Here is a 25311-nt window from a genome sequence, read left to right as displayed (position 1 = left end):
CCGTGAATAACACGGTGCGGGTGCGCGTGCCTGCGAAGGTGAATCTCGCTCTGAGGGTCGGTGGGACCGACGCCCAGGGCTATCACCAGTTGGCAACCGTTTTTCAGGCCGTGTCGCTGGGCGACGAGGTCGCGGCTGAAGAAGCCGGAGCCGGTCAGTTCAGCCTCGCCTTTCACGGTGAAGGCGCCGCATTCCTGCCCGTGGACGACACGAACCTTGCCATCCGGGCCGCGAAGCTGCTGGCCCGGCACGTCGGGCGTGACGACGTGGGTGTTTCGTTGATCATCCGCAAGCGCATCCCTGTTGCCGGGGGCATGGCCGGCGGTTCAGCCGACGCCGCCGCGGTGCTCGTGGCGTGTTCCGCGTTGTGGGAGTTGGGGCTTTCCCGCGAGGAACTCCACGCGCTGGCCGCGGAACTGGGTTCCGACGTGCCGTTCCTGCTGCTTGGCGGCACCGCGATCGGCACCGGCCGCGGCGAACAGCTGGCCCCGCTGATGACCGAGGGCACCTACCACTGGACGTTCGCGCTTTCGCACACCGGCCTGTCTACCCCCTCCGTGTTCAGGGAGTTCGACCGTGTCAGTACGCCGAACGCAACAGACATCCCGCGCGATCTGGTGGAGGCGCTCCGCGCCGGTGACCTCCCCGCCGTGGGGGCCGCGCTGTCCAATGATCTGGAGGAGGCTGCCATCGCGCTGCAGCCCACCCTCGCCCACACGCTGCGGTTGGGCCGCGAAGCGGGCGCGCTCGGCGCGATCGTCAGCGGTTCGGGCCCCACGTGCGCCTTCCTGGCAGGGTCGGAGGCCCACAGCCATGAGATCGCCGAGGCGTTGGCCGTGTTCAGCGGTGTCCGTGCCGTCCGGCGAGCCTACGGCCCGGTCTCCGGAGCGCAGGTGATGCCGTGAGTGACGAGGTCGACGGCGTCGTCGCCGCCTGGCAGCGGGTGCGCCCGGATCTGCAACTCGCTCCGCTGCAGGTGTGGTCGCGGATCGACCGCCTCGCCGGAACCTTGGCGGTCCAGCGCAAGGCGGCGTTCGCGCGCCACGAGATCGAGGGCTGGGAGTTCGACGTGCTCGCGGCGCTCCGCCGGGCGGGTAACCCCTACCAGATGACGCCGGGGCAACTCCTCAAGGAGACCCACGTCACGTCGGGCACGATGACCAACCGCGTGGACCGGCTGGTGAGTAGGGGAGCGGTGACCCGCGAGCCTGATCCCCACGACGGCCGGGGCGTGCTGGTGTCGCTGACGGAGTACGGTCTGACGCTGGTGGACGCGGCGATGGCCACGCTGATCGAACTCGAGGCGGATCTGCTGGAGCAGTGGAACCAGGCCGACCAGGACCGGCTGGCCAACTACTTGCGGCGCCTGCTCCTGGGTTCTTCCTGAGGCCCGTCCTCCACGGCAATCTTGTCGCGTCGCTTGTCGATGGTCTCCATGATCAGCTTCGGGTCCGGCTTGAGGTGCGCCATCCCGTTCCAGGCCAGGTTGATCAGGTGCCGGGCCACGATCTCGCGGGACGGCTCACGGCTGTCCAGCCACTGTTGACCCGTCTGCGCCACCAGCCCGACAAGAGCCTGCGCGTAGAGGCCGGCGAACTGGGGGTCGTGGCCGGTGCGGCTGAACTCCGACGCGAGGATGTCTTCCACCTGCACCGCGATGTCGCTGAGGATCGACGCGAACGAGCCGCCGGTCTGGCCGGCGGTGTGGACCGACGACGGGTCGCGCGACAGGATGCGGAAACCGTCGGGCCGGTGCTCGATGTAGTCCAGCAGCGCCATCGCGCCCCGCTCCAGCAACTCGCGTGACCTTGCGCCGGGGGTGGTGAGGGCGTTGCGGATGGCGTTGTGGAGCGTCTGGGTCTCGCGGTCCACGACGACGGCGTAGGCGCCTTCCTTGCCACCGAAGTGTTCATAGACCACAGGCTTGGACACGCCGGCCCTGGCCGCGATCTCCTCGACCGCGGTTCCCTCGTAGCCGCGTTCGGCGAACAGTTCGCGGGAGATCTCGATCAACTGCTCCCTGCGTTGGACCGCCGTCATGCGCGTCCGCGAGCGGCGGGCACGGTTGGGCGCAGCGGGAGTGGTCACCCCTCCAGTCTGGCCCATCGCTCAGACGGGCGCCAACCATCAGTTCTCAGCGGCCGAGAACGCGGTGGGTCCGGGCTGCCGCCGGGGACGCGGGAGGGATCAGGCCCGAGCGAGCCAGCACCCCTTGACGTGGTCATCCACGTGCCCGATCGCCTGCATGAGTGCGTACATCGTGGTGGGGCCGACGAAGCGGAATCCGCGCCGGCGCAACTCCTTGCTCAGCGCCACCGATTCGTCGGTGCTGGCCGGCACGTCGAACCCCGTCAGCGGCGCCTGCCCGCGCGGTTCGGGCGCGTGCTCCGCGATCAGGTCCGCCAGGCGTTCGCCGTCCTCGTGCATCTTGTTGAGCGCCCGGGCGTTGCCGATGGTGGCGAGGATCTTCAGACGGTTACGGATGATGCCCGGGTTGGCCATGAGCTCCTCGACGTCGTCCTCATCGAATTCGGCTACTACGACGGGGTCGAAGCCGGCGAACGCCTGACGGAAGATGTCCCTCTTGCGCAGGACCGTCAGCCAGCTCAGGCCGGCCTGGAATCCTTCGAGGCAGACCCGCTCGAGCAACTCGTGTTCGTCGTCGGAATGTTCGAGGGGGCGGCCCCACTCGTCGTCGTGGTAGGCCTGATACAACGGGTCATCGGCGCCGAAGCAACGCACCTTGTCCATCTGGTTCTCCTTCATGGCAGGAACAAGTCTCCCCTCCACTGTGGCCGGTGCGCCAGCCGATTTTCGATCGCTTCTGCTCCTGTGGATAACCGGGCTGTCACCTTGATAGACTCTCGGGAGCCTCAGATGAGGCTGATCCCCGGTTGGTCTTTCGGTAGGGCCCGCCTGACTTTGAATCAGGATTAGCGAAGCAGGTTCGACTCCTGCCCGGGGAGCTGAAACCGCCCTTGACAAGCGAGGCGCCCTCCGGCCCCGAAGCGTTGGGCTCGAGCCTTCTCACAGGTAGCGGCCCCGGCGATGCTCGAGGGCTTCCATTTCGGACTCAGGTAGCTCGAGGGATTCGATCACGGCCCGCACGAGCAGCCCCCACCCGGCATGCCCCGGAGCCGCGTCGACGAGTCTGACGCCGGCCCAGGCCGCAGCGTGGACCAGACGCGGGCCGCGTGCGTCGTCGCTCCACTCGCCGGTGCGGAAGGGTCCGCCGGGTGACGGGGCCATCCGGGCGAACACATCGGAGAGCCAGCCCTGCCCCTGGCGCAGAACGTTGACGGTGGCCAGCTCCGTCTTGCGGAACAGGTCCCACCAATCGCTGTCCTCGTCCACGAGCGCCACCATTTCAGCGGGCTCCCCGTCGGCCACCAGCACGGACGAGATAGTCCATCCGTCACGGATGGTGCCGTCGGCGCTGGTCCAGATCGTCACCGGGGACGGCATCAGGCCGCGGAGCCTGCGAACCGGGTCGCGAAGGTCTCGCGGTGGCAGGAACGGATGGTCACTGTGGATCGACATGGTTCCAGTGTTCCCCACGGGGCGGGGCCGGCGGCTGATGCCGGGCACGCGAGCGCAACCACTCCACATCCCGAGCACATGGTTGATCGCTCAACAAGCCTGAGCGATGACGCTGAAGGAGTCCCGTTTCCGGCACGGTGACCGGTTGTCCCGCCTAGGTTCACCGAACGACTCGAACGAGTCGTGACTGTTGAGCGACAAGGTTGTCGTTGCCGCAGCGGGTGGCTTCCCGCTGCTCAGGATCAAGGAGGAGACCTGACGTGACCAATCCATTCAAGGCTTCAAGACGCGGCTTCCTGGCCGGAGGAGTCGGCGCGGGGTTACTGGCCGCCGCTGGCGCCGGCGTAGCCGCCCACGCCAATCTGGGCGCGCAGGACAGTGCCGCCCCCAGCAACGTCGGGGGCCCCCGCCCGATCGGCCAGGAATCGATGGTGGAGGTTCCGTTCGAACAACTCGGTACCGTCCGGATCGGCCTGGTGGGACTCGGTAACCGGGGCCACAGCATGGCGTCGGGATGGGCGCGGCAGCCGGGCGCACACGTGGTTGCCGTGTGCGACATCCGTGACGATCGCGCTCAGCGCACCGCCGACACGCTGCAGGCAGAGACGGGGACCAGGCCCGCCACCTACGGCGGGTCTGCGGACTCCTATCAGAAGATGTACGCCGAGATGGACCTGGACCTCGTCTATGTCGCCAGTCCGTGGGAGTTCCACTACGCACAGGCGCGAGACGCCCTGTTGGCGGGGGCGCATGCGATGGTGGAGTTGCCCGTCGCAATGGAACTCGATGAGTTGTGGAGCCTGGTCGACACGTCGGAACAGACCCGCAAGCACCTCATGCTGGCTGAGAACTGCAGCTACGGCCGCAACGAGCTGGCGATGCTGAAGATGGCCCACGAGGGCGTCTTCGGCGATGTCCACAACGGCCACGGGGGTTACCTCCACGACCTGCGGAGCCTGCTGTTCGCCGACGGCTACTACACCGACGACTGGCGCCGCCTGTGGCACACCCGGCTCAATGCGAGCTTCTACCCGATGCACGGCCTGGCGCCGATCGCAGCAGCGATGGACATCAACCGCGGGGATCGTTTCACGACGCTGTCGGCGACGGCGACCCCGGCGAAGGGCCTCGCTGACTACCGAGAACGCTACGTCTCGCGCAACCACCACTCTTGGAACGAGACCTACGTCAACGGTGACCTCATCACGTGCATGATGACCACGGACATGGGCCGCATCGTGCGCGCTGAGCACGACGTCTCCACGCCGCGTCCGTACAGCCGGATCAACAGCCTGGCCGGCACCCGGGGCCTCATGGAGGACTACGTCGGCAGCGGGTCCGGGGCCCGGATCTACATGGAGCCTGACCACACCGATCACGGCTGGCGCGACTTCGGTTCCTACCGCAACGAGTACGACCACTGGCTGTGGACGGAGGTCGGCGGCCAGGGTGGTCACGGGGGCATGGACGGACTCATGCAGTGGCGCACCATCCAGCTCATGCGCACGGGCGGGATCCCTGACATCGACGTCTACGACTCGGTGGCCTGGTGTTCGCCGGTGCCGTTGAGCGCCGCCTCGCTCGCGCTCGGCGGACAGCCGGTTGAGGTCCCTGACTTCACCCGCGGCGACTGGAAGTTCCCGCGTCTGGGGCTCGACTCCCAGCCCGGAACCATGCCGGGGGCCTGACCGATGCAGGCATTCATCACTTCCTTCCGAACCGCGCCGCGCAGAACCAAGGCGGCGACCGCCATGGCCTCCGCCCTCCTGCTCGCACTTCTCGGGGTGTTCGTCGTCAGCCCCTCCCTGGCCCAGGGTGAGGATCTGGCGGTCGAAGTATCGATCGCACCGGTGGACCTCGACGGCCCCGTGATCTCCGACATCGACGTCACGCTCACCAACACCAGCGGCAAGGCAGTCAGCGACATTGCCGTCGAGGTGACCGGGCCCATCAACTGGACGTTGTACCCGCGGGTGCACCACATCGAGGGTGAACTGGCGGCCGACGAGTCGATCGTCCTGACCGCTGAAATTCACGCGCCCAACGACCCGCCCAGCGCCACCACCCGCACGTTCAGGGCCAGCGCCAACTATGAGACCAGTCCTGGCGTCCGCGAGACGTCCACGGCCACCCGCCAGCAACCTTCGAGCGAACTGGTGGTCCTGACTCTCGACGAGGCTCGTAACAACGTGGGAACCACCACCCTCGACACCGTCGAGCTCGGCGACTACGACGGCGAAGGCCACTCCTTCTCCCGCGAACTACTGGCAGAGCTCGGGGTCACCCCGGGAGCCGCGCTGGAGGTCGGCGGCGCCACCTTCACGTGGCCCGACGTCGAACCGGGCCAGCCGGACAACGTCTCCAGCCGCGGGCAGACGATCTCCTTCGAGGGCGGCGGCACCAAGATTGCAGTGCTGGGCAGCGGTCTGGGCGCCTCGGGTGTGTCCGGGGAGTTCACGGTCAACTACACGGACGGCACCACCTCCACCGGCACGGTGGGCTTCGGCAACTGGTTCTCCGCCACGCCGGCGTTCGACGAAGTCGTCGCATTCGCTATGAACGGACGCAACACGCCAGACGGTCTCGCCAACACGGAGTACCGCTACGGGATCTACCTCAGCACGTTCGACATCGATCCCTCAAAGACGGTCGCGTCGGTGCTCCTGCCCAACGCCCCAGCGTTGCGGGTTTTCGGCATGGCGTTCATCGCACCCGTGGCCTCGCCGACGCCGAGCGAGTCGCCGTCGGTGTCGCCGAGCCCGACCGACTCGCCCAGCCCGAGCGAGTCGCCGAGCCCGTCGGCGTCGCCGAGCCCGTCGGCGTCGCCGTCGGCTTCGAAGTCGCCGTCCGTGAAACCGACGACGCCACCGGCCACGCCGACATCCCCCCGCGTCGACAAGTTCGTCCCTGAGGCGCCGTACACGAAGGCCGGCACGCACAACATCAACGGTCGTCAGTGGATGACGTCGTGTGAGTCGTACTCGCAAACGCAGCGGTGCCGCACCGAGATCTGGGCCACGGTGGTTCAGATCGAGAACGGCGCGTTCGTCCGCACGTCGGGTTGGGCGTTCAACAACCTGACGTACCTGCCGTACATGACCCGCGAGGCGTGGAAGGGTAACCCGCTGGGTGACCTCGGGTCGACTCAGAACGGTCATTTCTCGTCGGCTGGTCGTCAGTGGCGCACGGAGTGCGACACGGCCGCGACCGGTCGGGGGGCGTGTCGCTCGTACACGATGACGACCGTGTACGCGGCGACTGCCAAACCCGGCGGTGGTTACGCGTTCAGCCAGTCGAACCAGTGGGTGTTCAACAACATTGTGATGTTCGGAGGCCCTGAGAAGCGTTGACCGTCGTCGGGTGATCCCGCCGCTGGTTGAGCCGACCGCCCCCGAGCTTGCGAGGGACCCGGTCGGGTCGAGACCTCTGAAGCTGCCAGGCTTCAGGGGTCTCGGCATCTCCAGGGTCGGTCGGTGAGCATCCCCTACGGGGCAGGAGCCGAGGCTGCGCGGCACTGGCCGCCGCGCAGCGGCCCGTGAGGACTCAGCGGAAGCTGTCACGGGGCACGCGGCGGCCGCCTCGCGGCTCAGCGCTCCCCGCGAGAGGTTCGGCTCACCCCGCGAGAGTGCCGCCGAAGACCTGCCAGGCAAGCAGCGACTTCGCCACCAGGCTGAGGATGATGTAGCTGCGCTCCCCGAACAGGTAGTCGGTCCATCGACCCTTGGCGCGGTACTGCAGCCACTGGTTGAGGCCGAAGACGTTGAAGAACAGGAAGAGCGACACGACGATGGCGTAGACGAAGCCGGGCGGCTCGGCGTCGGACCCCGGGGCGATGGTGTAGAGCAGGATCGCGACCCAGGGGACTATCCCGGCTATGCAGCCGAAGATGAAGGGCAGGAAGCCCCCGGTGCCCGCCACTTCGTACTTTTCCTGCAGCCATCCGAACAAGATCATCGACACGTTCGCCCCCGCGATCCCGATGAGCGCGGAGACATCAGTGATCCCCACCAACTGTGAGATGACGACGATCATGAGGGTGGACGAGAAGGAGTACTCCACCCAGCGGGCGCGATTGATCTGGCGGGACAGATCCCTGACATAGCTTCGGAACCACACGGTGCCGACGATGAGATGCGCCAGGAACGAGAGGAACAGGAAGCCGGCGACTGCGAGGCCTGCGGGTAGATCCGCCAGCACCGTCGCGGGGCCGGGCGGCGTTCCGGGCGGCCCCGCCAGGTAGGAGGCCGTGATCGGCAGCGCGAAGTCCGTGGCCAGAATCAGCACTGCTATCGCCTGGGCCAGATGGAGCCCCGCGGCCCCCAGGTTCAGGGTACGGAGTCTGCCTTGTTCGGATGTCGTGATCTCGCGTGACCTCATTCTGACAATTTTGCTCCGGCCACTCCCTCTGGGGCGATCCAAGCGATTACTCGATCCGCTCCGCTCATGCGGGGATGGCAGGGGCTATCGTCGACCCATGGGGCAGCCCCGACGTGACCAGCCCGGACCCGGACAGGAATCCGTGTGGGATTATCCGCGCCCACCTCTCCTTCGCCGGTGCGCTCTGCCCATCCAGGTCGTCCTGGGCGGCGAGGTGATCTGCCGGACATCGGAATCCTGGCAGGTGCTGGAGACTAGCCATCCGCCCACCTATTACCTTCCACGAGCGAGTTTTGCGAAGGGTGCGTTGCGGGCCGCGCCCGGCGGGTCCTTCTGCGAGTGGAAGGGATCGGCACGCTACTTGGACGTGCACGGTGGTGGCAGTGTCGCGCCGGCGGCGGCATGGTTCTATCCGTCGCCACCCGAGCCCTTCGCCGCACTCCTGGGTCACGTGGCGCTCTACGCCGGGCCGATGGACGCGTGCCTCGTCGACGGCGAGAGGGTCACCCCGCAACCCGGTGGGTTCTATGGGGGGTGGATCACCTCGACGGTGAGCGGGCCGTTCAAGGGACTTCCTGGATCCAGTGGGTGGTGAGGCAGCGGACCAGGACGAACGCGGCTGCTGCGCCGGTGCCGGATGAATCAGGCGCCCAAGAACGCCTATGTGGGGGCCGACGAGGCTGCACGGCACTGACCGCCGCGCAGCGGCCCACCGACGGCGGCGCTGATGTAGCAGACGTCGAATAGCCCGGCGGTGAGGGGGAGGATGCTCCAGGCGATCGACGCCAGGCCGAGCACGCTCCCACGCCCGGCGAGGCCGGCCGCCAGGAACGCGGCGCCGGCGGCCACCCTGAACACTCGGCCGCTGGGGTTGTTGATCCAGCTGCCGAACCGAGACCGGTTGAAGGACTCCGCCATGGCGCTCATGCGCGCATCGTAGGCATCAGGGCGGCCCGGGAGCAATGGTCGGCGGATGTGGACATGCGGCCCCGAACGGCTGCAGCCAGAGGCGCCGTCCGGCCGAGAGGCCGGCCCCCTGGGGAACCGACCTCTCTATCCGTCGACGATGACGGCGATCAACGCAACGGCATCGAGATGAGTTCGCCCGGAGGCATCAGGGCGCTGGTGGTGGCGTAGAGCGTTGAGCCCTTGACGTCTACGTCCACAGCCATCATGGCGGGCAGGAACAGATTGACGTCCTTCGTCCCGGCCTCAACCTGGTAGATGCCTTCGCCGAACAGCGAGGCCACGTACAAGTTGCCGTCGCCGTCGAAAGCCAGGCCGGTCGGGGTCATGAGACCGTCGACGTAGAGCTCGTGGTGGCCACTGGCGACGTCAATGCGATGCACCGAACCGCGGGCGCCCAGGCTCGGATCCTCGGGACCACCGGGAAGCAGACCGACGTACAGCATGCCGTCGGGCCCGAACTCAAGATCAGTCGGCACCGCTTCGAAGGCGTACTCGAGGCCCGCGCAGGAAGGCACTCCCAGCATCTCCGCCGCTTCTGTCGTGATCTCCGCAGTCTGCGGGGGAAGGACTGCCACGGTGCTGATGCTGCCGGTCTTCAGGTTGATGGCGAGGACGGCATTCGCACCGGCGTCGGCCACGTAGGCGGTGTTGCCGCGGACCGCGAGCCCGTAGGCGTGGGAATCCACCTCGGCGTCGGCACCGGTATAGGCAGCCGGGAATCCGACGGTTTCCAGTTCGGCGACACACTCGGGATTGGCTGCGGCAACCTCGGGGGACAGGCCGTACTGGACGTCCGCGTCGAGGTTGTTGTCCATCTCATACTGGGCGATCTGGTCCGTGATGGTGGTCACGTTGCCAGCCGCATCGATGGACTTCAGGCTGCCCACCATGGGGCTCGGGTCTGGGCCCGCGCCGACGCTTTCGACGAAGTAGAGGGTGCTGCCCCGGTAGTCGACCCCGGCGACATCCCAGCCCTCAGCGCCCACATAGGACGTGGTTGATCCGGTGCGGTCGACGGTGGTGAGTTTGCCGGCGAACGACTCCGCGACGGTGACCGAATGGCCAGGTCCCACGGCTAGGTGGAGCGGGCCGATGAGACCGCCCGCGAGGACGGTGGGTTCAGAGGACGGAGGCGCCGCCTGGGACATGCCGGCGGGTACGAGTGCGAGGAGGGTGGCTGAGGCTAGAGCGACACTGCGAAACTTCATGAGATCCCCTTCGGACGCAGAGCCGGCCGACGTGGCCGGTCGCATAAGGGACAGCCTCATCCGAGGCGTCAACTATGTCAATAGTTTTCATCCCTGTAAATCTGCGTTGTGCGTGATCCACGCGGCCGGTCGTCGGGCTTCGCTAGGGTTCAGACATGCGAGAGCGCAAAGACATCAAGAGCTGGCTGACGGACATGGACGGCGTGCTCGTCCACGAGAACGTCGCGCTGCCCGGAGCCACCGAACTCATCGAACAGTGGAAGGCCGACGGCACCGAATTCCTTCTCCTCACCAACAACTCGATCTTCACGCCCCGCGACCTCGCGGCCCGCCTCCGTGCTTCCGGCCTGGACGTTCCAGAGGAGCGACTGTGGACGTCCGCGCTGGCGACGGCCGATTTCGTGTCCCAGCAGAAGCCTGGCGGCTCCGCCTACGTCATCGGCGAAGCAGGCATCATCACGGCACTGCACGAGCGCGGCTTCATCATGACGGACCGCGACCCTGATTTCGTGATCGTTGGGGAGACGCGCACCTACTCCTTCGAGCAGGTGACCACCGCCATCCGGCTGATCGCGGCGGGTGCCCGGTTCGTCGTCACCAATCCCGACGCCACGGGCCCGAGCCCGGATGGCATCATTCCGGCCACTGGCGCCATCGCGGCGCTGATGACCGAGGCCACCGGCCTGAAACCCTATGTCGTCGGCAAGCCGAACCCCATGATGTTCCGGTCGGCGCTGAACAAGATCGGCGCCCACTCCGAGGAGACGGGCATGATCGGCGACCGGATGGACACCGACATTGTCGCCGGCATGGAAGCCGGGCTGCACACGGTGCTCGTGCTGACGGGGATCGAGACCCGGGAGAGCCTGAAGATCCGGCCCTTCCGCCCCGTCGAGGTACTCGACGGGGTACACGAGCTGGTCAGGGACTACCGCGGCCCCGGGCGCACGGAGGGCTGACCTCCCGCCTCACGAAAACGTGAGGAACCTGAGCCGGTGCCGCAATGCGCGGTAGGCATCGCAGCAATCTTCGAGCCGTTAGCTAGGCATGTGCCCGCCACTTCGGGCAGACAGCTTTCGCATCACCAGCTCGAGGAGACCACCATGGAACGCAAGAAGCTCAAGACCTCTCTCCGGATCACCGCCGCCGTCCTGATCGGCGCCTCCGCGCTCGCCGTCGGCGCCAACGGTATCTACGCCACCCTGAACGCCACTGCCGAAAACGTCGTGCCCCAGGAAGCCGCGTCGGGCACCCTCAGCCTGAGGCTGGGCACCGGTGCGGATTCGGTCGGCTTCGCCGCCAACATCGAGAACCTGGCTCCTGGCGACGTGGCCAACCGCTACGTCGACCTGACCAATGACGGCTCGCTCGCGTCCACGGGCCTGAGCCTTGGGGTCACCGCCACCGGTACCGCGTCGCTCATCTCGGACGGAGCCACCAGCAAGGCCGTGCGCGTGTCCATCACGTCGTGCTCGGTCGCCTGGAACGTCACCGACGGTACCTGCGCCGGGACGACGAAGACCGAGGTGGCCGCCGCTCCGCTGTCCGCTCTGGCCGCGGCCAACTCCTTCGTGGGGACCACCGGGCTGGCAGTGGGAGGCGTCGCGCACCTCCAGGTGGGAGTCACCCTGCCGGAACAGAGCGAGACCACGGTCAACGGGCAGCTGCCCGCGGGCACTGTCCAGGGCGGCGAGGTGGCACTGACCTACACCTTCAGCGAGACCCAGGCCACCGCTGGCACCACCCACCGCTGACCTCTCACCGGAAGAGGATGAGGAGTAAGCCATGAGGCGCAGTCTGGCTGCGGCCACGCTCGTCCTGGCCATCCTCGTCACCGTCCTGCCCGCAGCCTCCGCGTCCAGCCGCGCGGAGGCGCGGGTGGGGACGACCACCACCGCTGCGGCTTGGGGCGTAGCGGCGGTAGGGCAGGGCGCTGCGCCCACGGGCTCCCCCCTGATCCTCATCTGGACCAATCTCAAAGGCTTCCGCTACTCGTTCGTCGACCTCGTCAACGTCGGCACCGTCGAGGTGTCCGGAGCGAGCCTGCTGCCCGACTCGGTGGCGCAGTCCGGCGGAAACACCGCGAGCCCACGGCTCACCTTCGACGCCTGCGTCGGCGCGGACTGGAACCCGGCCACCGCGACCTGCTCAGGCGCGGTGGTGCACCTCGGGACGAGCGTGGGAGGGGCCCTCAACTCGCCGGTGGCGATTGCCGCCGGCGCGCGGGTCAGCCTCCGCGTTCTGCACCCGTCCAACCCGAACCAGTTCCTGACCAGCCTGCAGGTGGCCGTCTCCCGGGACCAGGTTCGCACCGCAGCCACCACCAACAGCTGACCGAAAGGCGCTCGACAGATGACCGACCACGCAGCCACCCAACCTGCTGCCGTCCGTGCCGGCCGGTGCCGTCGGCTCCGAGCCGTCGTTGGCTGGGCGCTGGTCACGGCAGTGGTCCTCTGCTGCGTGGCGCTGGCCGTCGTCACGAACCTGGGCAACTACCACCTGACCCGGGTGCTCTCGAACAGCATGGCACCCACCTTCTCTGTTGGCGACCACGTCATCGTCCAGGACCGTCCGGCCACCGAGCTGGCCGCGGGTCAGATCGTCGTGTTGCCGCAGCCCGGCAGCAGCAATCTGTTCATCCACCGGATCCTCACCGTTGAGCACGACGGAGAGGGACCCATCGTCACCACGCAGGGCGACAACAACCCTGCCCCCGATGCGTGGACGCTGCGCGTGACGTCGCCCACCGTTCCGGTGTTCGTGGCGGCGATCCCCACCCACGGCGTGCCGTTGCCGACGCTGCCCGCAGCCACCTCGCAGGGGCTCCTCGCACTGGGGCTGGCGGCGCTGTCCCTCCTCCTTTTCCTGCCCGGCCGCACCAACCGCGGCGTCCGCTCCGGAGGAGATCCCAGCTAACTCGTAGCCCGAGTGTCAATCGCCTCCCACTACTGCAATAATCGCGGTGGGCGAGAGGGGGAGCGACCGTGAGCGCGTCGTTCAGTGGCGGTGAGACCGCCGACATCGATCAATTCGTCGCGCAGCGTCGTGAGCGCGTCGCCACCACAGCGATCAGTGAACTGCGCGCCGCGAAAGCGGACGAACTTCCCGCGCTGCTGCACCGGCTCGCCGGGAAACTCGATTCCTTCGGTCTTCCGGCAGCCGGCGAGGCAGTGCGTGAGCTCCTCGGCGACCTACCGGGCGAGGCCTCTGAACTGAACCGCCGGGCACACCGGATCGCAGCTCTGCTCAGCTCTGAGGTGGCTTCGTGACCCAGCCGCTCATTCTCGTCGTTGAGGACGACCCGGATCTGCGGGAGCTCATGATGGTGAGCCTCACCAACTCCGGCTACCGCACTGTTGCCGCGTCGGACGGTGACCGCGCCCTTGAGCGGTTCCACGCCTCGGCGCCGGATCTGGTGCTGCTCGACATCGCGCTCGGCCCGCACTCCATCGACGGCCTCGAGGTATGTCGCCGGATCCGTCGGGAGAGCGACGTGCCGGTGGTCTTCCTCACCACGCACAGCGACGCCGTCGACCAGATCGTCGGCTTCTCGTCAGGCGCCGACGACTACGTCACCAAGCCCGTCAACCACAGGTTGCTGCTGGCACGTATCGCGGCGATCCTGCGCCGCGTCCACGGCGCATCCCGCTCGTCGGACCCCACCGAGCTGGCCGCCAACGGCATCGCCCTGGACCTGGTGGCACGCACCGTCATGGTCAACGGCACCCTCGTGGATCTGACGCGTATCCAGTTCGACCTGCTCGTGCCGCTGGTGGAGGATCCTCGACGCGTGGTGACACGCGACCAGCTCGTCGGGCGCGTGTGGGGCGAGTGGTACGGTACCGACCACCACCTCGACGTTCATCTGTCCCGGCTGCGCCAGCGCATCATCGACGCCGGCGGACCACGCGTAGCCCACGCGGTCAGAGGGGTGGGCTACCGCCTGACCAGCTGAGGAGAAGCGATGTCGCCAACGGTCCTTGTCGTCGAGGACGACGCAGACGTTCGATCATTGATCGCGTTCGCCCTCGGGCTCGACGAATCCTGGCGCGTACTGACGGCGGACTCAGTTGCAGCTGCTTTGACGGTCCTGGAATCGGTCGGGGAAGTCGACATCGTGCTGACCGACGGCCAGTTGGGCGACGGCACATCCGAGACCGTGCGGGTGGCCGCAGCCCCGCGCCCGGTGGTGCTCCTGAGCGCGTGGGCCGACGGCCCATCGGCCAATAGAGTTCCGGAAACCGGGTATGCGGTCAGGATCGCGAAACCGTTCGACCCCATGACCCTGTCCGCGGCCTTGTCCTCGGCCCTGGCTGCCCGCAGCCAGCATCCGGACGGGGAGTAGCCGAAGGTGAGCACCACCGAGAGCCTCCTCACCGCCGCCCTCGACGGACTCATCGACCTGCATGTGCTCGTCGAACCCGTGCGTGACGCAGACGACAGCATCGCCGACTTCGTAGTGCTCCTGGTCAACCAGACAGCTCTCGCCGCGTGGGGGGTGACGCGCGAGGAGGTGCTCGGCGTCGGCCTGCTCGAGATCCTCCCCGGTCTCCGGGACGCCGGCATCTTCGGGCATCTCGTCACGACCTCCCGGACCGGCGAGCCAACCGTCTTGGTGGAGCAGGAATACGCCAGCGAGATGCTGGGCAGCGTCGCCTACTTCGACGTGCGTGCCACCAGGGCCTCGGGCGACCTTGTCAGCATCAGCTGGGCGGATGTCACCGCACGGCACCTCGCCTCTGTCGCCGCGGACGAAGCCAGGGAACGCTACCGGCTGCTCGCCGAGAATGCCTCCGACGTGGTGCTGTGCACCACGGAATGGGCGTTGGAATGGGTCTCACCCTCGGTCGAAACGATCCTGGGCTGGCGGTCGGAGCAACTGCTCGGGTCGAGTCCGCAGGACCTGATGCACCCCGACGACGCCGCCATGGTGTGGTCGGCGAGAGCCCCGCGCGTGGCGGGTCCGCAACGCACGGAAGCCCGCGTCCGATGCGCCGATGGCAGCTACCGCTGGATGGATGTGCGTTTCAACCTGGCCGGTTCGCAGGCCTCGGGGCAGGCACTGTGGGCGGTGTCCTGCCGCGACATCGATGCCGAGGTGGCGGTACGTGCCCACCTGCGTGACGAACGCGCGATGTTCGAGGCGATCAAAGAGTCTGTCACTGACGCCTTCGCCACCGTCGACCGCTTCGGGACCGTCATCGCCTGGAACGGGGCCGCCGTGGACATGTTCGGCTATGGGGAGCGCGAGGCGCTCGGCCAGAGCTACCGGCTGTTCATGCCGGAGATGTATTGGGCCATCGTCGAGCGCTGGCTCGGGGACGTCGACGGCACGGAACTGCGAGAGGCGGCGTCCCGCACCCACCGGGTGCGCCTGCTCCACCGCGACGGCACGACGTTCCCAGGCGAATACTCCATGGCGGTGTGGAGCCGAGGGGACGCCCGCCACGTCACCGTGATTCTCCGTGACGTCACGCGCCAGCAGACTGTCCTGGACAACCTCGAGTACAGCCGCCAAGAGCTGGCCGAGGCCCAGCGGCTCGCCAACGCCGGCAGTTGGACCTACCACCCTCGGATCGGCCGCTTCGAATGGTCCGACGAGCTGCGTCGCATCTACCGGCTGCCCGTCACGGGCGAAACCACCACGATGGGGGAGTTGACCGACCCGATCGTCGAGGACCAACGGCAACGGGTGATCACCGCCATCGAATCCGCGCTCGCCGGCGGCGTGGAGGCGGACGTGGAGTTCGACCTCCGCTGCGCCGACGGTGAACTGAAGCGTCTCCGCGGGCGGGTCGCCACGGCGACCGACCCACGGGATGGCAGCCTGCGCGTACGCGGCAGCGCCGTCGACATCACGGGAGCCCACCGGGCGGCAGAGGCCCGCGTGCGCCGCACCGCGCGCCATGCCGACTACCTGGCCCGGGTGGAACACACCCTGCGCACCCATCTGTCCGTGGTGGAGGGGTGGTCCGGCATCCTCGAGAAGACGTTCGACGACCTTCCGCCGGCTGTCCGCGACGAGGCGCTCGGGGCGATCCGCCGCAACGCCACGTCTCTGGTGGCCCACGTCAAGGGCCTGATGAACGAATCTGCCTTCCTCGCCCAGGCCGACGTCATGGAAGTGGGCCCGGTGGACGTGGCCGTCGTCGCCGCCGCAGTGGCCGCCGACTACCGGGGCCTGGCGGAGGGCCGCCGCCTGGAGGTGTCGCCCACGTCGGGGGTGGTGGCGACGGCCTCGGCCGAGGGCCTCGACACCATCGTGCGGCACCTGGTGGAGAACTCGGTCCACCACGCAGGAGAAGGCGGCTCTGTGGAGGTCCTCACGCGCTCGCTTCCCGGCCGCACCGTGGAGATCGTGGTGCGCAACGACGGCGCCCCAATCCCGGAGGGGGTCGAACTGTTCGCGGCGTTTGCGAAGGGTAGGAGCTCGGGCGGCAACGGACTGGGGCTGCACGTCGTGTCCACGTTGGTGGAGGCCATGGGCGGCCGGGTGACCGGCGGCAACCGCACCGACGGGCCCGGCGCCCAGTTCGTCGTCGCGCTTCCCGCGGCCATGGAAGCTCAGCGCTAGCAGCCGCCATCCAGTCTGTGCAGCAGCGCCTCCAATTCCAGCCTCAGCTGGACCGTGCGGCCTCTCACAACCTGGGCCGCCCGTTGCCGCAGGGCGGCATCGATCTCCCTGTCGTCCAGCAGTTCGAGCCAACCCTCGATGACGCTGAAGTGCGTGGCGATGAGATGTTGCTGCTCCCTGACGTGGGCGGCGGTGAGGCCACTGCTCCTCGCAGTGTCAGGTCTGGCTGGAATGGTGGCTGTCACCCCATCATCATCCCGGCCCACCCCTGTCACCTCGTCCCTTTTTCCTCTCTGCAGCCTCACAATGTGGGCGATCTCAAGATCCGGGAGTGGCGAGTGACTGGACGGTCGTTTCGTGTCGTGCCCTGCGTCCGGACTGGTAGTTTCTGGGGTGAGCCCCCCTGGCCGTCGTCGAAGGGAAATTCTGGTGTCCAACACTGACAACGAGCTCGCGCAGGTCGCGGCGGTCATTGTGCTCGCCGCGGGTGGCGGGACGCGGATGAAGTCCAAAACCTCCAAACTCCTCCATGAAGTGGCCGGCAAACCCATGCTGAGCTTCGCGGTGTCGGCCGCGGCCGCGCTGGACCCGGAGCGACTCGTCGTGGTCGTCGGGCATCAGCGCGAAGAGGTGGTGGCCCATCTGGAGCAGCTCTCCGAGCAGCTCACCACCGCCGTTCAGGAGGAACAGCTCGGCACCGGGCACGCCGTGGAGTGCGGGCTCGCCGGCCTCGGCGACATCGAGGGCGACATCGTCGTCACCTACGCCGACGTGCCGATGCTGGCCGGCGACACGCTGCGGCAACTCGTCGCGGTCCACCGCGGCCGCCGCAACGCCGTCACCGTCATGACCTCGCGCGTCGAGGATCCCACGGGCTACGGCCGCATCATCCGCGAGGACGACGAGGTCGCCGGCATCGTCGAGGACCGTGACGCCACGGAGGAACAGCGCGCCATCACGGAGATCAACTCCGGTATCTACGTCTTCGACGCGGCCAGCCTCCGCGCGGGCCTGGCAGCGCTCAAGACCGACAACGACCAGGGCGAGCGCTACCTCACGGACGTCGTGAAGTTCTGTCACGAGCGGTCGCAGAGGGTCGGCGCCCACCTCGTCGACGACGTCTGGCAGACCGAGGGCGTCAACGACCGGATCCAACTGGCCCGCATCAACCAGGAGATGCAGCGCCGCATCCGGGATTCGTGGATGCTCAAGGGCGTCACGATGATCGACCCGGCGTCCACCTTCATCGACGTCGACGTGGATCTCGCGCCCGACGTGCTGCTCCACCCCGGCGTCATCCTGATGGGTGCCACGACCATCGGCGAGGGCGCCATCATCGGCCCCGACAGCAGCCTGATGGACGTCGAGGTGGGCCCCGGAGCCGAGGTGATCCGCACGCACGGATCGTTCGCCGTGATCGGTGAGGGCGCCACCGTGGGGCCCTTCGCCTACCTCCGGCCCGGCACGATCCTGGGCGACGGCGGCAAGATCGGCAGCTTCGTCGAGACCAAGAACGCGCAGATCGGGGCCGGGACCAAGATCCCGCACCTGTCCTACGTGGGCGACGCCATCGTGGACGAGGGGGCCAACATCGGGGCCGGCACGATCTTCGCCAACTACGACGGCCTCCACAAGTCCACCACCCACGTCGGCAAGGCCGCCTTCGTCGGATCGAACTCCGTCCTGGTGGCACCCATCGACGTCGGCGCTGGCGCGCTGGTGGCCGCTGGGTCTACGATCACGGACGACGTGCCTGCGGGCGCGTTGGGCGTGGCCAGGGGGAGGCAACGCAACGTCGAGGGCTGGATGACCCGCGGTCGTCCGGATTCCAAGCAGGCCGCGGCAGCGGCTGAAAGCGACGGCACCATCCATCCGGCAGTGATCGAGTCCCGAGAAAAGAAGGCCTGAGCCACATGTCCCACCAGATCGCCAAGAACGACAAGCACCTGATGCTGTTCAGCGGGCGCGCCTACCCTGAGCTCGCTGAGGAGGTGGCGAACCTGATGGGCTGCCCGCTGGTGCCAACCCGCGCTCTGACCTACGCCAACTCCGAGATCTACGTCCGGTTCGAAGAGTCCGTCCGCGGCTGCGACGCGTTCGTCATCCAGTCGCACACCGCTCCGGTCAACGAGTGGATCATGGAGCAGCTCATCATGGTGGACGCCCTCAAGCGGGCCTCGGCCAAGCGCATCACCGTGGTGGCCCCGTTCTACCCCTACGCCCGCCAGGACAAGAAGCACCTGGGCCGCGAGCCCATCTCCGCGCGCCTCGTGGCAGACCTGTACAAGGCCGCCGGCGCGGACCGCATCATGTCGGTGGACCTGCACGCCGCCCAGATCCAGGGCTTCTTCGACGGCCCGGTGGACCACCTCTGGGGCCTGCCCGTGCTCAGCGAGTACGTCCAGGAGAAGTACGACACCTCCGAGATGGCCATCGTGTCGCCCGACGCCGGCCGCGTCCGCCTGGCTGACCTGTGGACCGACTACCTCGGTTGCTCGCTGGCTATCATTCACAAGCGCCGCGACCCCAACAAGGCCAACACCGTCGCCGTGCACGAGGTCGTCGGCGACGTGGAGGGCAAGATCTGCCTCCTCGTGGACGACATGATCGACACCGCCGGCACCATCGCACAAGCTGCCCAGGCGCTGAAGGAACGTGGTGCCAAGCAGGTCATCGCGGCGGCCACGCACGCCGTATTCTCCGGCCCCGCGGCCCAGCGCCTCAACGCCTCCGGCATCGACGAGATCATCGTGACCAACACGCTGCCCCTCCGCACGCCGGAGCCCATCGCGAACCTCACTGTGCTGTCCATCGCCCCGCTGATCGCCAAGGCGATCGACGCGGTGTTCCTCGACGGCTCCGTCACATCGCTCTTCGGTGGCCAGGCCTGAGGTTTCCTGCCGCTCCGTTAGAAGGGGGGCTGGTGTGGACGATCCACACCGGCCCCCCTTCACGTTGCGGAGAGCACGTCCCGGTTCAGCGGCTCAGCACAGATGGACCGGTGACGGCTCGGGGAGGGACGCCAGCGCGACGGCGAGCCGCTCGGCGTAGGTGCCGCGAGGGGCCAGGACGGCTGTGGCGCCTGCCGGCAGGTCATCGGGGTCCGTGGCAGGGGGTGAGGCGTAGAAGACCTGCGCGCCGGCGCCGGGGCCTCCGTCGAGCCGGATGCGGTGGGTGAGCACTGCCAGGTTGGCGAACCGTTTGGTGGCCTCGGCTGAATGCTCACAGTGATCGACTGCCAGGTGGAGGCGACAATGAACGGCCAACTCCACCAGCCAGGCGAAAGGAACTTCCGTCAGGCAGCGGTCCAGAACCACGGAGCCGGGTAACGACGACTCCTGGCAGCTCAGGGTGATGTCTGTCACGCCGCTGGAGGCGAGCCAACGCAGGATCGCCGCGTGTTTTCTCTCCGGCATTACTTGTCCTTCCGGCCGTTGATTGACCCTATCCCGTTTCCAGCCGGGCCGGGTAAAGAGTCCGTCAGCCGCTTCTATCGGCCCGGTCGGGACGTAATAAACTTCATCTCTGGTAAAAACACGAAAGATAGTTTCACCCATTCAATGGGGTGAAGGGTCCGGAAATGACAATTGCCCGGCAGTCAGCCGGGCAATTGATCCCCTTCAGGTTCTGGGAGGTGACGGGGGTGGGGCCACAGTTCGCGATCAGCGGTGGACCGTCCCACGAGAAGCTCCTAGACCCCCACCCGGACCATGCTGGCGTAGAACAACATGCGGCCGATGACCTCGCCCGCCAGGACCAGCGCGAATGCGAACAGCGTGATCACGGGCAGGAGCCGCTTGCCGGGGCGGCCGCCGGAGAGGTGGAAGAGCAGGTAGCCCAGGATGGCCACGCCCAGGAAGATGAGCACGGTCTGCGTCGTGCTCCATGCCCCGTAGGTCTGACCGAGGAGTTCCAGGGACCGCTGTGCGGCCGGGCGGGCGTCCTGGGCCAGCTGGGACAGGTACAGGGGCAGGCCGACGAACTTCACGCCGAGCACGATGATGGCTCCGAGTGCGATACCGCGCACGGAATCGCCCAGCAGGCCCTGCTCCGGCGCGCTGTCGGCGCCCTTGCGCTGCCGGTAGAACGCCGTGATCACCAGGGCGGCCGCAACCGCGAGGCCACCGAGCAGAAGCGTCGTCGTGAAGAAGCGCACCGGGGTGTAGACGGTGGCCCAGGCCGGCACCGTGCGCAGCGAGTAGACCTGCGAGATGGCGTAGACCAGGAAGATGCCCACGAGCGCCGTCGCGGCGGCGAGGACCTGGCGCAGGCGGTAGGAGAACAGCTTGAACCATTCGGTGACGGCGAACGCGGCGCCGAGACCCAGGAACGCCATGCCTGAGAGGATCTCGCGGCTCAGCCAGCTGCCGTCCCAGTGCAGGATGGCGTTGGGGGCGCGCAGCGGTGAGCCGAGGTGCAGGGTCGAGGCCGCGAGGCCCAGCACCAGCAGGGGGCCGATCGCATAGAGCGCGGGGCGGGTGACCCGTTCCATGGCCTCGGCGGGCACGCGGCTCCCGGCGAGCTGGATGATGCCCAGCGCGATGAAGGAGCCCACCGACATCTGGGCGCAGATGGTGAAGATCACCAGGGGTAGTTCATGGAGCATGTCAGACCACCTTCGTCATGCGTTCGATCCGGCCGGTGCCCTGCCCGCTGGTCTGGGCGGCCGGGTGGGGCTTGATCACCAGGTTGGGTTGCGTGATGCGCGGGTCGGGCAGCGGCTCGATCCCGGCCTCGGAGCCGTACGTGGTCCGGAGTTCCTCGATGTCACCGAAATCCAGGGCGCGCGACGGGCAGGCCGCCACACACGCGGGCTGCTCACCGACCGCGAGCCGGTCCCGGCACAGGTCGCATTTCGTCATGACGCCCTTGTCCGCATTGAACTGGGGCGCGGAGTAGGGGCAGGCCATCTCGCAGTATCGGCAGCCGATGCACACCTCGGGGTCGACGTAGACGATGCCGTCCTCGCCCCTGCGCATCGCCGTCGACGGGCACACCTCCATGCAGATCGCGTCGGTGCAGTGGTTGCAGGACACGGACGTGTAGTACGTGGCGACGTCAGGGCTGACCGTCCCGTCGGCATCCTCGCGCCAGGTGCCGGTCGTGTATTGCGTGACCCGTCGCCAGGCCACACCGGCCGGCAGATCGTTCTTGTCCTGGCAGGCGATGGTGCAGGCGGCGCAGCCGGTGCAGCGCGACTGGTCGAAGTAGAAGCCGAGCTGTGTCATGTCGTCACGCCCTCTCGATCTGGACCAGCGCGGAATGCTGGCCGTTGGCCTTGGCGTACGGGGTGGGGTGATGGCTGGTCAGGATGTTGACCGAGCCGCCAGTGTCGGTGCCGCCTGCGCGGTCCGGCTTGTACCAGGCGCCCTGCGGCACGGAGATGACGCCCGGCATGATGCGCTTGGTCACGAAGGCCGGTAGCACCGTGGCGCCCCGGTCGTTGAACACTCGCACCTGGTCGCCGTTGCTGATGCCGCGGCGCTTCGCGTCGAGGTCGTTGACCCACACGTTCTGCGGGTGGGCCTCCTTCAGCCAGGGGCTGTTGCCGTACGAGGAGTGGGTGCGGGCCTTGTAGTGGTGGCCGATGCACTGCAGCGGGTAGGTGGCCTGCAGTGGGTCTCCGGGCATCTCGCGCGACTGCCAGTACACCGGCAGCGGGTCGATCTTGTTGCCTTCCTCCATCTCCCAGTCGAGGCTCATCGCGTAGAGGTTGGAGGAGAAGATCTCGATCCGGCCCGACGGGGTGGTCAGCGGGTTGGCGACGGGATCCTCGCGGAACGCCTTCATGCCGATGACGGGCTCCAGCGTCTTGCGGAAGATGCCCATCTTCTTGAACTCCTCGTTCGGCGGCAGGTCAGGGATGCTGGTCGACCGTGACTGGTCGAGGATCCAGTCGAGCCACTGGTCCTGCGTGCGCCCCTCGGTGAACTTGTCCTTGACGCCGAGCTTCTCGGCGATGCCGGTGAGTTGGTCGTAGATCGGCATCGAGTCGCCGATGGGTTCGATGGCGCGGCTGGCGAAGATGGAGTAGCCCAGGTTGCCGGCGGAACCCTGCTGAATGATGTCGCTCTGCTCCGCCGTGGTCACGTCAGGCAGCACGAGGTCCGCGTAGCGGGCGCTCACCGTCATCTGGTTGTCGATCACCACGATCATCTCGCAGAGCGTCTCGTCGGAGAGGATCTCGATGGTGCGGTTGATGTCGCCGTGCTGGTTGATCAGGGCGTTCGAGCCGTAGTTCCAGATGAACTTGATGTTGGAGTTCAAGGTGATGTCGTGCTTGACGTTGGCGTTGCCGTTGAGGTTCTGTAGGTCGCGCACGCCCTGCTGGTAGCCCCAGCCCTTGCCTTCGAGGATCGCGTCGGTCCAGCGGTAGAAGGAGATGACCGGGCGCACCGGGTTCTCCAGGACGGGGAAGCCGCCCATGCCGATGTTGGCTGAGGACTCGCGTTCGCCGGTGCCGCCGCCGGGGATGCCGATCTGGCCGATGAGGGCCGCCAGCATCATGGGTGCGCGGGACTGGTTCTCGCCGTTGCTGTGGCGCTGGATACCCCAGCCGGCGTTGACGGCACAGGGCTTCGTCGTGGCGATCTCGCGGGCCAGGGCGCGGATCTTGTCGGCCGGGTAGCCGGTGACCTGCGCCGCCCACTCCGGGGTCTTCTCGACGCCGTCCTCGCTCTTGCCCATGATGTAGGACTCATAGCTCATGTTCGCGGGCGCGCCCTCGGGCATGTGCTCCTCGTCGAAGCCGGAGCAGTAGGTGTCGAGGAACGCCTTGTCGTGGAGTCCTTCGCTGATCATGACGTGCGCCATGCCGGCGACCAGGGCTGCGTCGGTGCCGGGCCTGATCGGCACCCACTCGTCGGCCAGGTTCATGGCGGTCTCGGACTGGCGCGGGTCGATCACGATGACCTTGTGGCCGGAGAGCTCCTTGGCCTTGCGGGTGACGAACACCTCGCCGCCTCCCGACATGCGGGTCTCGTGCGGGTTGTTGCCGAACATGACGACCAGCCGGGAGTTGACGGTGTCGTCGTTGGAGTTCGACCCCTGCCAGTAGCCGTAGTGGAAGTCGACGGCGGTCTCGATGTTGCCGGCCGAGTAGTCGTTGTAGTGGTCGAGGTAGCCGCCGACGCAGTTCATCAGCCGGGCGATGGCGGTGGCCCGCGGCGGCCAGGACGTGGCGATGGTGGCGCCGATGACGCCGGTGCCGTAGTTGAGGTAGATCGACTCGTTGCCGTACTGGGCGATCAGCGCCTTGAGCTTGTCGGCGACCAGAGTGAAGGCCTCGTCCCAGGAGATCTCCTCCCATTTGTCCTCGCCGCGCTTGCCCACCCTCTTGAGGGGCTTGGTGAGGCGGTCGGGGGAGTAGATGCGCTGCCGCATGGAGCGACCGCGGACGCAGGCGCGGATCTGCTGCGTGCCGAGTTCGTCGTCGCCAGTGTTGTCCGGGTCGATCCGCACGATGGTGCCGTCCTTGACCACCATCCGCAGGGGGCAGCGGCTGCCGCAGTTGACGGTGCAGGCGCTCCAGACGTGGGTCTCGGCCTCGGGGTCGGCCGCGGGAGGGGTGTCTCCCGAGCCGGTGCCACAGGCGGTGAGGGCTGCGGAGCCTCCCACCACCGTGCTCCAGGTCACGAAGCTCCGGCGGTTCAACGCGGTCGAGCCCACTTCCTGGGCCAGTTCGCGTAATTCGGTCATGTCCGCCTCCTCGGTCGAGCGTGAGCCACTTTGTACTACGTATCGTAGGACAACGTTCCATGCCGGGGCGGTCGGGGTGAAGGATTGCCGTTAGTTGCCTCGGGGCCGACGGCGCCGTTCGAGCAGGGCGCGCGCCGCGGGAGGCAGCTGGACGGAGAACGGATCGTCGTCCGTGAGGCGGCACACCGGGCATCGCCCGTGTGGGCCGTCGACCGTGAAAATGCTCTGACAAACGGAGCAGGTCGCCACCTTCATGGTGGCCAGTGGGACGACCGGACTGTCGCGGACATCGCCCCACCGGTGCCGCCCGTGTTTCTCGATGGCTTCAGCGGGGCAGAGGGCGACGCAGGCGCCTTCGTCCTCGCAGCTGGCGAGTCGTTGGGAGAGGGTGGCCACGCCGTCGGCGACTGTGAGCTCCAGTGCATCGTGCGGACAACTACGCACGCAGACCGCGCAGGAGGTGCAGGCGGAGGAGACCGTGAGGGCGGCCGCCTGGCCGGGGGCGGCATCGTCCAGGGGGAGGGCCGCGAGCGCCGCCGCCAGCCGCTCGGCGTAAGTGCCGGCGGGCCCAGGGCTGGCCGGTGCGCCCAATCCGAACAGCCCGCGTCGTCGCGCGGGTGGTGAGGCGTAGCGCGCTTCGGGGCCGGCCGAGGGACCGCCGTCGAGCAGCACCCGGGGCGTGAGGTCCGCGAGCTGTGCCAGTCGGCTGCGGGCGGCGTCGGCCTGCGCGCACCGCTCCACCGCCAGGTGCACGGTGGAGTGGACGGCGACCTCGGCCACCCAGGCGAGCGGCACCTCCGCCAGGCAGGCGTTCAGGACGATCGAACCCGGCTGCGGCGACTCGGCGCACGCGAGCGTGACATGCTCGGCATCGAGCGCCGCGAGCCACCGCAGGATGGCCGCGTGCTTCGCGTCTGTCATCCCGCCTCCTCCTGCCGTGGGCCT

General features: G+C 67.7%; 27 protein-coding genes and 1 tRNA gene. 16 read left to right on the top strand and 12 right to left on the bottom strand.

The features are described 5' to 3' along the window. Nucleotides 1-2 precede the first annotated feature (2 nt). Together H5393_RS07530 and H5393_RS07525 are read left to right on the top strand one after the other, a co-directional pair. Nucleotides 3-905 (top strand): 4-(cytidine 5'-diphospho)-2-C-methyl-D-erythritol kinase, encoded by a 903-nt coding sequence (locus H5393_RS07530; protein WP_182766135.1) that lies wholly within the window; start codon nucleotides 3-5, stop codon nucleotides 903-905. Then, nucleotides 902-1387, top strand: coding sequence for a MarR family transcriptional regulator (locus H5393_RS07525; RefSeq protein WP_182766134.1), 486 nt, complete (start codon nucleotides 902-904; stop codon nucleotides 1385-1387). The genes H5393_RS07530 and H5393_RS07525 overlap by 4 nt, the downstream gene beginning before the upstream one ends. On the opposite strand, the gene H5393_RS07520 is transcribed toward H5393_RS07525, so the two are convergent. Both H5393_RS07520 and H5393_RS07515 read right to left on the bottom strand, forming a co-directional pair. After that, a complete protein-coding gene (locus tag H5393_RS07520) occupies nucleotides 1354-2040 on the bottom strand; it encodes a TetR/AcrR family transcriptional regulator (RefSeq protein ID WP_255436399.1) in 687 nt (228 codons plus the stop codon). The two genes, H5393_RS07525 and H5393_RS07520, sit on opposite strands and share 34 nt — an antisense overlap. A gap of 147 nt (nucleotides 2041-2187) precedes the next feature. Beyond that, on the bottom strand, nucleotides 2188-2751 hold the full coding sequence (locus H5393_RS07515) for a DNA-3-methyladenine glycosylase I (protein WP_255436358.1): 564 nt from the start codon (nucleotides 2749-2751) through the stop codon (nucleotides 2188-2190). Between the two features lie 136 nt (nucleotides 2752-2887). Here H5393_RS07515 and H5393_RS07510 point away from each other — a divergent pair. Continuing rightward, a tRNA-Gln gene (locus tag H5393_RS07510) sits at nucleotides 2888-2966 on the top strand. A gap of 61 nt (nucleotides 2967-3027) precedes the next feature. Here H5393_RS07510 and H5393_RS07505 read toward each other — a convergent pair. Next, nucleotides 3028-3540 carry a flavin reductase family protein gene (locus tag H5393_RS07505; protein WP_182766131.1) on the bottom strand — a complete coding sequence of 171 codons (513 nt, stop codon included), beginning with the start codon at nucleotides 3538-3540 and terminating at the stop codon, nucleotides 3028-3030. A gap of 260 nt (nucleotides 3541-3800) precedes the next feature. Here H5393_RS07505 and H5393_RS07500 point away from each other — a divergent pair, with 260 nt between their 5' ends. Continuing rightward, a complete protein-coding gene (locus tag H5393_RS07500; RefSeq protein ID WP_370585950.1) occupies nucleotides 3801-5228 on the top strand; it encodes a Gfo/Idh/MocA family protein in 1428 nt (475 codons plus the stop codon). A 63-nt stretch (nucleotides 5229-5291) separates the two neighbouring features. Beyond that, a complete protein-coding gene (locus H5393_RS07495) occupies nucleotides 5292-6890 on the top strand; it encodes a hypothetical protein (protein WP_182766130.1) in 1599 nt (532 codons plus the stop codon). A 262-nt stretch (nucleotides 6891-7152) separates the two neighbouring features. Here the strand turns inward: H5393_RS07495 and heR are convergent, their stop codons facing one another. After that, a complete protein-coding gene (gene heR, locus H5393_RS07490) occupies nucleotides 7153-7917 on the bottom strand; it encodes a heliorhodopsin HeR (protein ID WP_182766129.1) in 765 nt (254 codons plus the stop codon). Nucleotides 7918-8014: 97 nt separating this feature from the next. Between heR and H5393_RS07485 the strand changes: the two genes are divergently transcribed. Next, complete coding sequence (locus H5393_RS07485) at nucleotides 8015-8512, top strand: DUF427 domain-containing protein (RefSeq protein ID WP_182766128.1); 498 nt, start codon at nucleotides 8015-8017, stop codon at nucleotides 8510-8512. 65 nt (nucleotides 8513-8577) lie between these two features. Here the strand turns inward: H5393_RS07485 and H5393_RS07480 are convergent, their stop codons facing one another. Continuing rightward, nucleotides 8578-8844, bottom strand: a complete 267-nt coding sequence (locus H5393_RS07480) for a hypothetical protein (protein ID WP_182766127.1) — start codon at nucleotides 8842-8844, stop codon at nucleotides 8578-8580. A 149-nt stretch (nucleotides 8845-8993) separates the two neighbouring features. Next, nucleotides 8994-10094 (bottom strand): ScyD/ScyE family protein, encoded by a 1101-nt coding sequence (locus tag H5393_RS07475; protein ID WP_182766126.1) that lies wholly within the window; start codon nucleotides 10092-10094, stop codon nucleotides 8994-8996. Between the two features lie 155 nt (nucleotides 10095-10249). Here H5393_RS07475 and H5393_RS07470 point away from each other — a divergent pair, with 155 nt between their 5' ends. From H5393_RS07470 to H5393_RS07435, 8 genes are all read left to right on the top strand, one after another. Next, nucleotides 10250-11053: an HAD-IIA family hydrolase gene (locus H5393_RS07470; RefSeq protein WP_182766125.1), complete on the top strand. Its 804-nt coding sequence runs from the start codon at nucleotides 10250-10252 to the stop codon at nucleotides 11051-11053. Nucleotides 11054-11197: 144 nt separating this feature from the next. Next, nucleotides 11198-11848 carry a TasA family protein gene (locus tag H5393_RS07465; RefSeq protein ID WP_182766124.1) on the top strand — a complete coding sequence of 217 codons (651 nt, stop codon included), beginning with the start codon at nucleotides 11198-11200 and terminating at the stop codon, nucleotides 11846-11848. Between the two features lie 31 nt (nucleotides 11849-11879). Further along, a complete protein-coding gene (locus H5393_RS07460) occupies nucleotides 11880-12428 on the top strand; it encodes a hypothetical protein (RefSeq protein ID WP_182766123.1) in 549 nt (182 codons plus the stop codon). Between the two features lie 18 nt (nucleotides 12429-12446). Beyond that, nucleotides 12447-13010 (top strand): signal peptidase I, encoded by a 564-nt coding sequence (locus H5393_RS07455; protein ID WP_182766122.1) that lies wholly within the window; start codon nucleotides 12447-12449, stop codon nucleotides 13008-13010. A 68-nt stretch (nucleotides 13011-13078) separates the two neighbouring features. Continuing rightward, nucleotides 13079-13363: a hypothetical protein gene (locus H5393_RS07450; RefSeq protein WP_182766121.1), complete on the top strand. Its 285-nt coding sequence runs from the start codon at nucleotides 13079-13081 to the stop codon at nucleotides 13361-13363. After that, nucleotides 13360-14049, top strand: a complete 690-nt coding sequence (locus H5393_RS14860) for a response regulator transcription factor (RefSeq protein ID WP_182766120.1) — start codon at nucleotides 13360-13362, stop codon at nucleotides 14047-14049. The genes H5393_RS07450 and H5393_RS14860 overlap by 4 nt, the downstream gene beginning before the upstream one ends. 9 nt (nucleotides 14050-14058) lie before the next feature. Continuing rightward, nucleotides 14059-14439, top strand: a complete 381-nt coding sequence (locus H5393_RS07440; RefSeq protein ID WP_182766119.1) for a response regulator — start codon at nucleotides 14059-14061, stop codon at nucleotides 14437-14439. A gap of 6 nt (nucleotides 14440-14445) precedes the next feature. After that, nucleotides 14446-16668, top strand: coding sequence for a PAS domain S-box protein (locus H5393_RS07435; RefSeq protein WP_182766118.1), 2223 nt, complete (start codon nucleotides 14446-14448; stop codon nucleotides 16666-16668). Here the strand turns inward: H5393_RS07435 and H5393_RS07430 are convergent. Then, nucleotides 16665-16913: a hypothetical protein gene (locus H5393_RS07430; RefSeq protein WP_182766117.1), complete on the bottom strand. Its 249-nt coding sequence runs from the start codon at nucleotides 16911-16913 to the stop codon at nucleotides 16665-16667. The two genes, H5393_RS07435 and H5393_RS07430, sit on opposite strands and share 4 nt — an antisense overlap. 184 nt (nucleotides 16914-17097) lie before the next feature. Between H5393_RS07430 and glmU the strand changes: the two genes are divergently transcribed. Together glmU and H5393_RS07420 are read left to right on the top strand one after the other, a co-directional pair. Then, entirely contained in the window at nucleotides 17098-18576 is a 1479-nt protein-coding gene (gene glmU / locus H5393_RS07425; RefSeq protein ID WP_182766116.1) for a bifunctional UDP-N-acetylglucosamine diphosphorylase/glucosamine-1-phosphate N-acetyltransferase GlmU, read from the top strand. A gap of 5 nt (nucleotides 18577-18581) precedes the next feature. Beyond that, nucleotides 18582-19559: a ribose-phosphate diphosphokinase gene (locus tag H5393_RS07420; protein WP_076060027.1), complete on the top strand. Its 978-nt coding sequence runs from the start codon at nucleotides 18582-18584 to the stop codon at nucleotides 19557-19559. Between the two features lie 93 nt (nucleotides 19560-19652). Here the strand turns inward: H5393_RS07420 and H5393_RS07415 are convergent, their stop codons facing one another. The 5 genes from H5393_RS07415 to H5393_RS07395 all read right to left on the bottom strand — a co-directional run bounded on the left by H5393_RS07415 (nucleotide 19653) and on the right by H5393_RS07395 (nucleotide 25287). Further along, nucleotides 19653-20084 (bottom strand): hypothetical protein, encoded by a 432-nt coding sequence (locus H5393_RS07415; protein ID WP_182766115.1) that lies wholly within the window; start codon nucleotides 20082-20084, stop codon nucleotides 19653-19655. Between the two features lie 275 nt (nucleotides 20085-20359). Beyond that, nucleotides 20360-21274, bottom strand: a complete 915-nt coding sequence (locus H5393_RS07410) for a DmsC/YnfH family molybdoenzyme membrane anchor subunit (protein WP_182766114.1) — start codon at nucleotides 21272-21274, stop codon at nucleotides 20360-20362. Between the two features lies 1 nt (nucleotide 21275). Continuing rightward, complete coding sequence (locus H5393_RS07405) at nucleotides 21276-21896, bottom strand: DMSO/selenate family reductase complex B subunit (RefSeq protein WP_182766113.1); 621 nt, start codon at nucleotides 21894-21896, stop codon at nucleotides 21276-21278. Nucleotides 21897-21900: 4 nt separating this feature from the next. Then, nucleotides 21901-24366, bottom strand: a complete 2466-nt coding sequence (locus H5393_RS07400; RefSeq protein WP_182766112.1) for a DMSO/selenate family reductase complex A subunit — start codon at nucleotides 24364-24366, stop codon at nucleotides 21901-21903. Nucleotides 24367-24456: 90 nt separating this feature from the next. Continuing rightward, nucleotides 24457-25287, bottom strand: coding sequence for a 4Fe-4S dicluster domain-containing protein (locus tag H5393_RS07395; RefSeq protein ID WP_182766111.1), 831 nt, complete (start codon nucleotides 25285-25287; stop codon nucleotides 24457-24459). Nucleotides 25288-25311: the final 24 nt, after the last annotated feature.

It is taken from the genome of Tessaracoccus sp. MC1756 (assembly GCF_014164735.1).
Classification (GTDB): domain Bacteria; phylum Actinomycetota; class Actinomycetes; order Propionibacteriales; family Propionibacteriaceae; genus Arachnia.
This window is presented reverse-complemented; position numbering and strand designations above follow the sequence as displayed.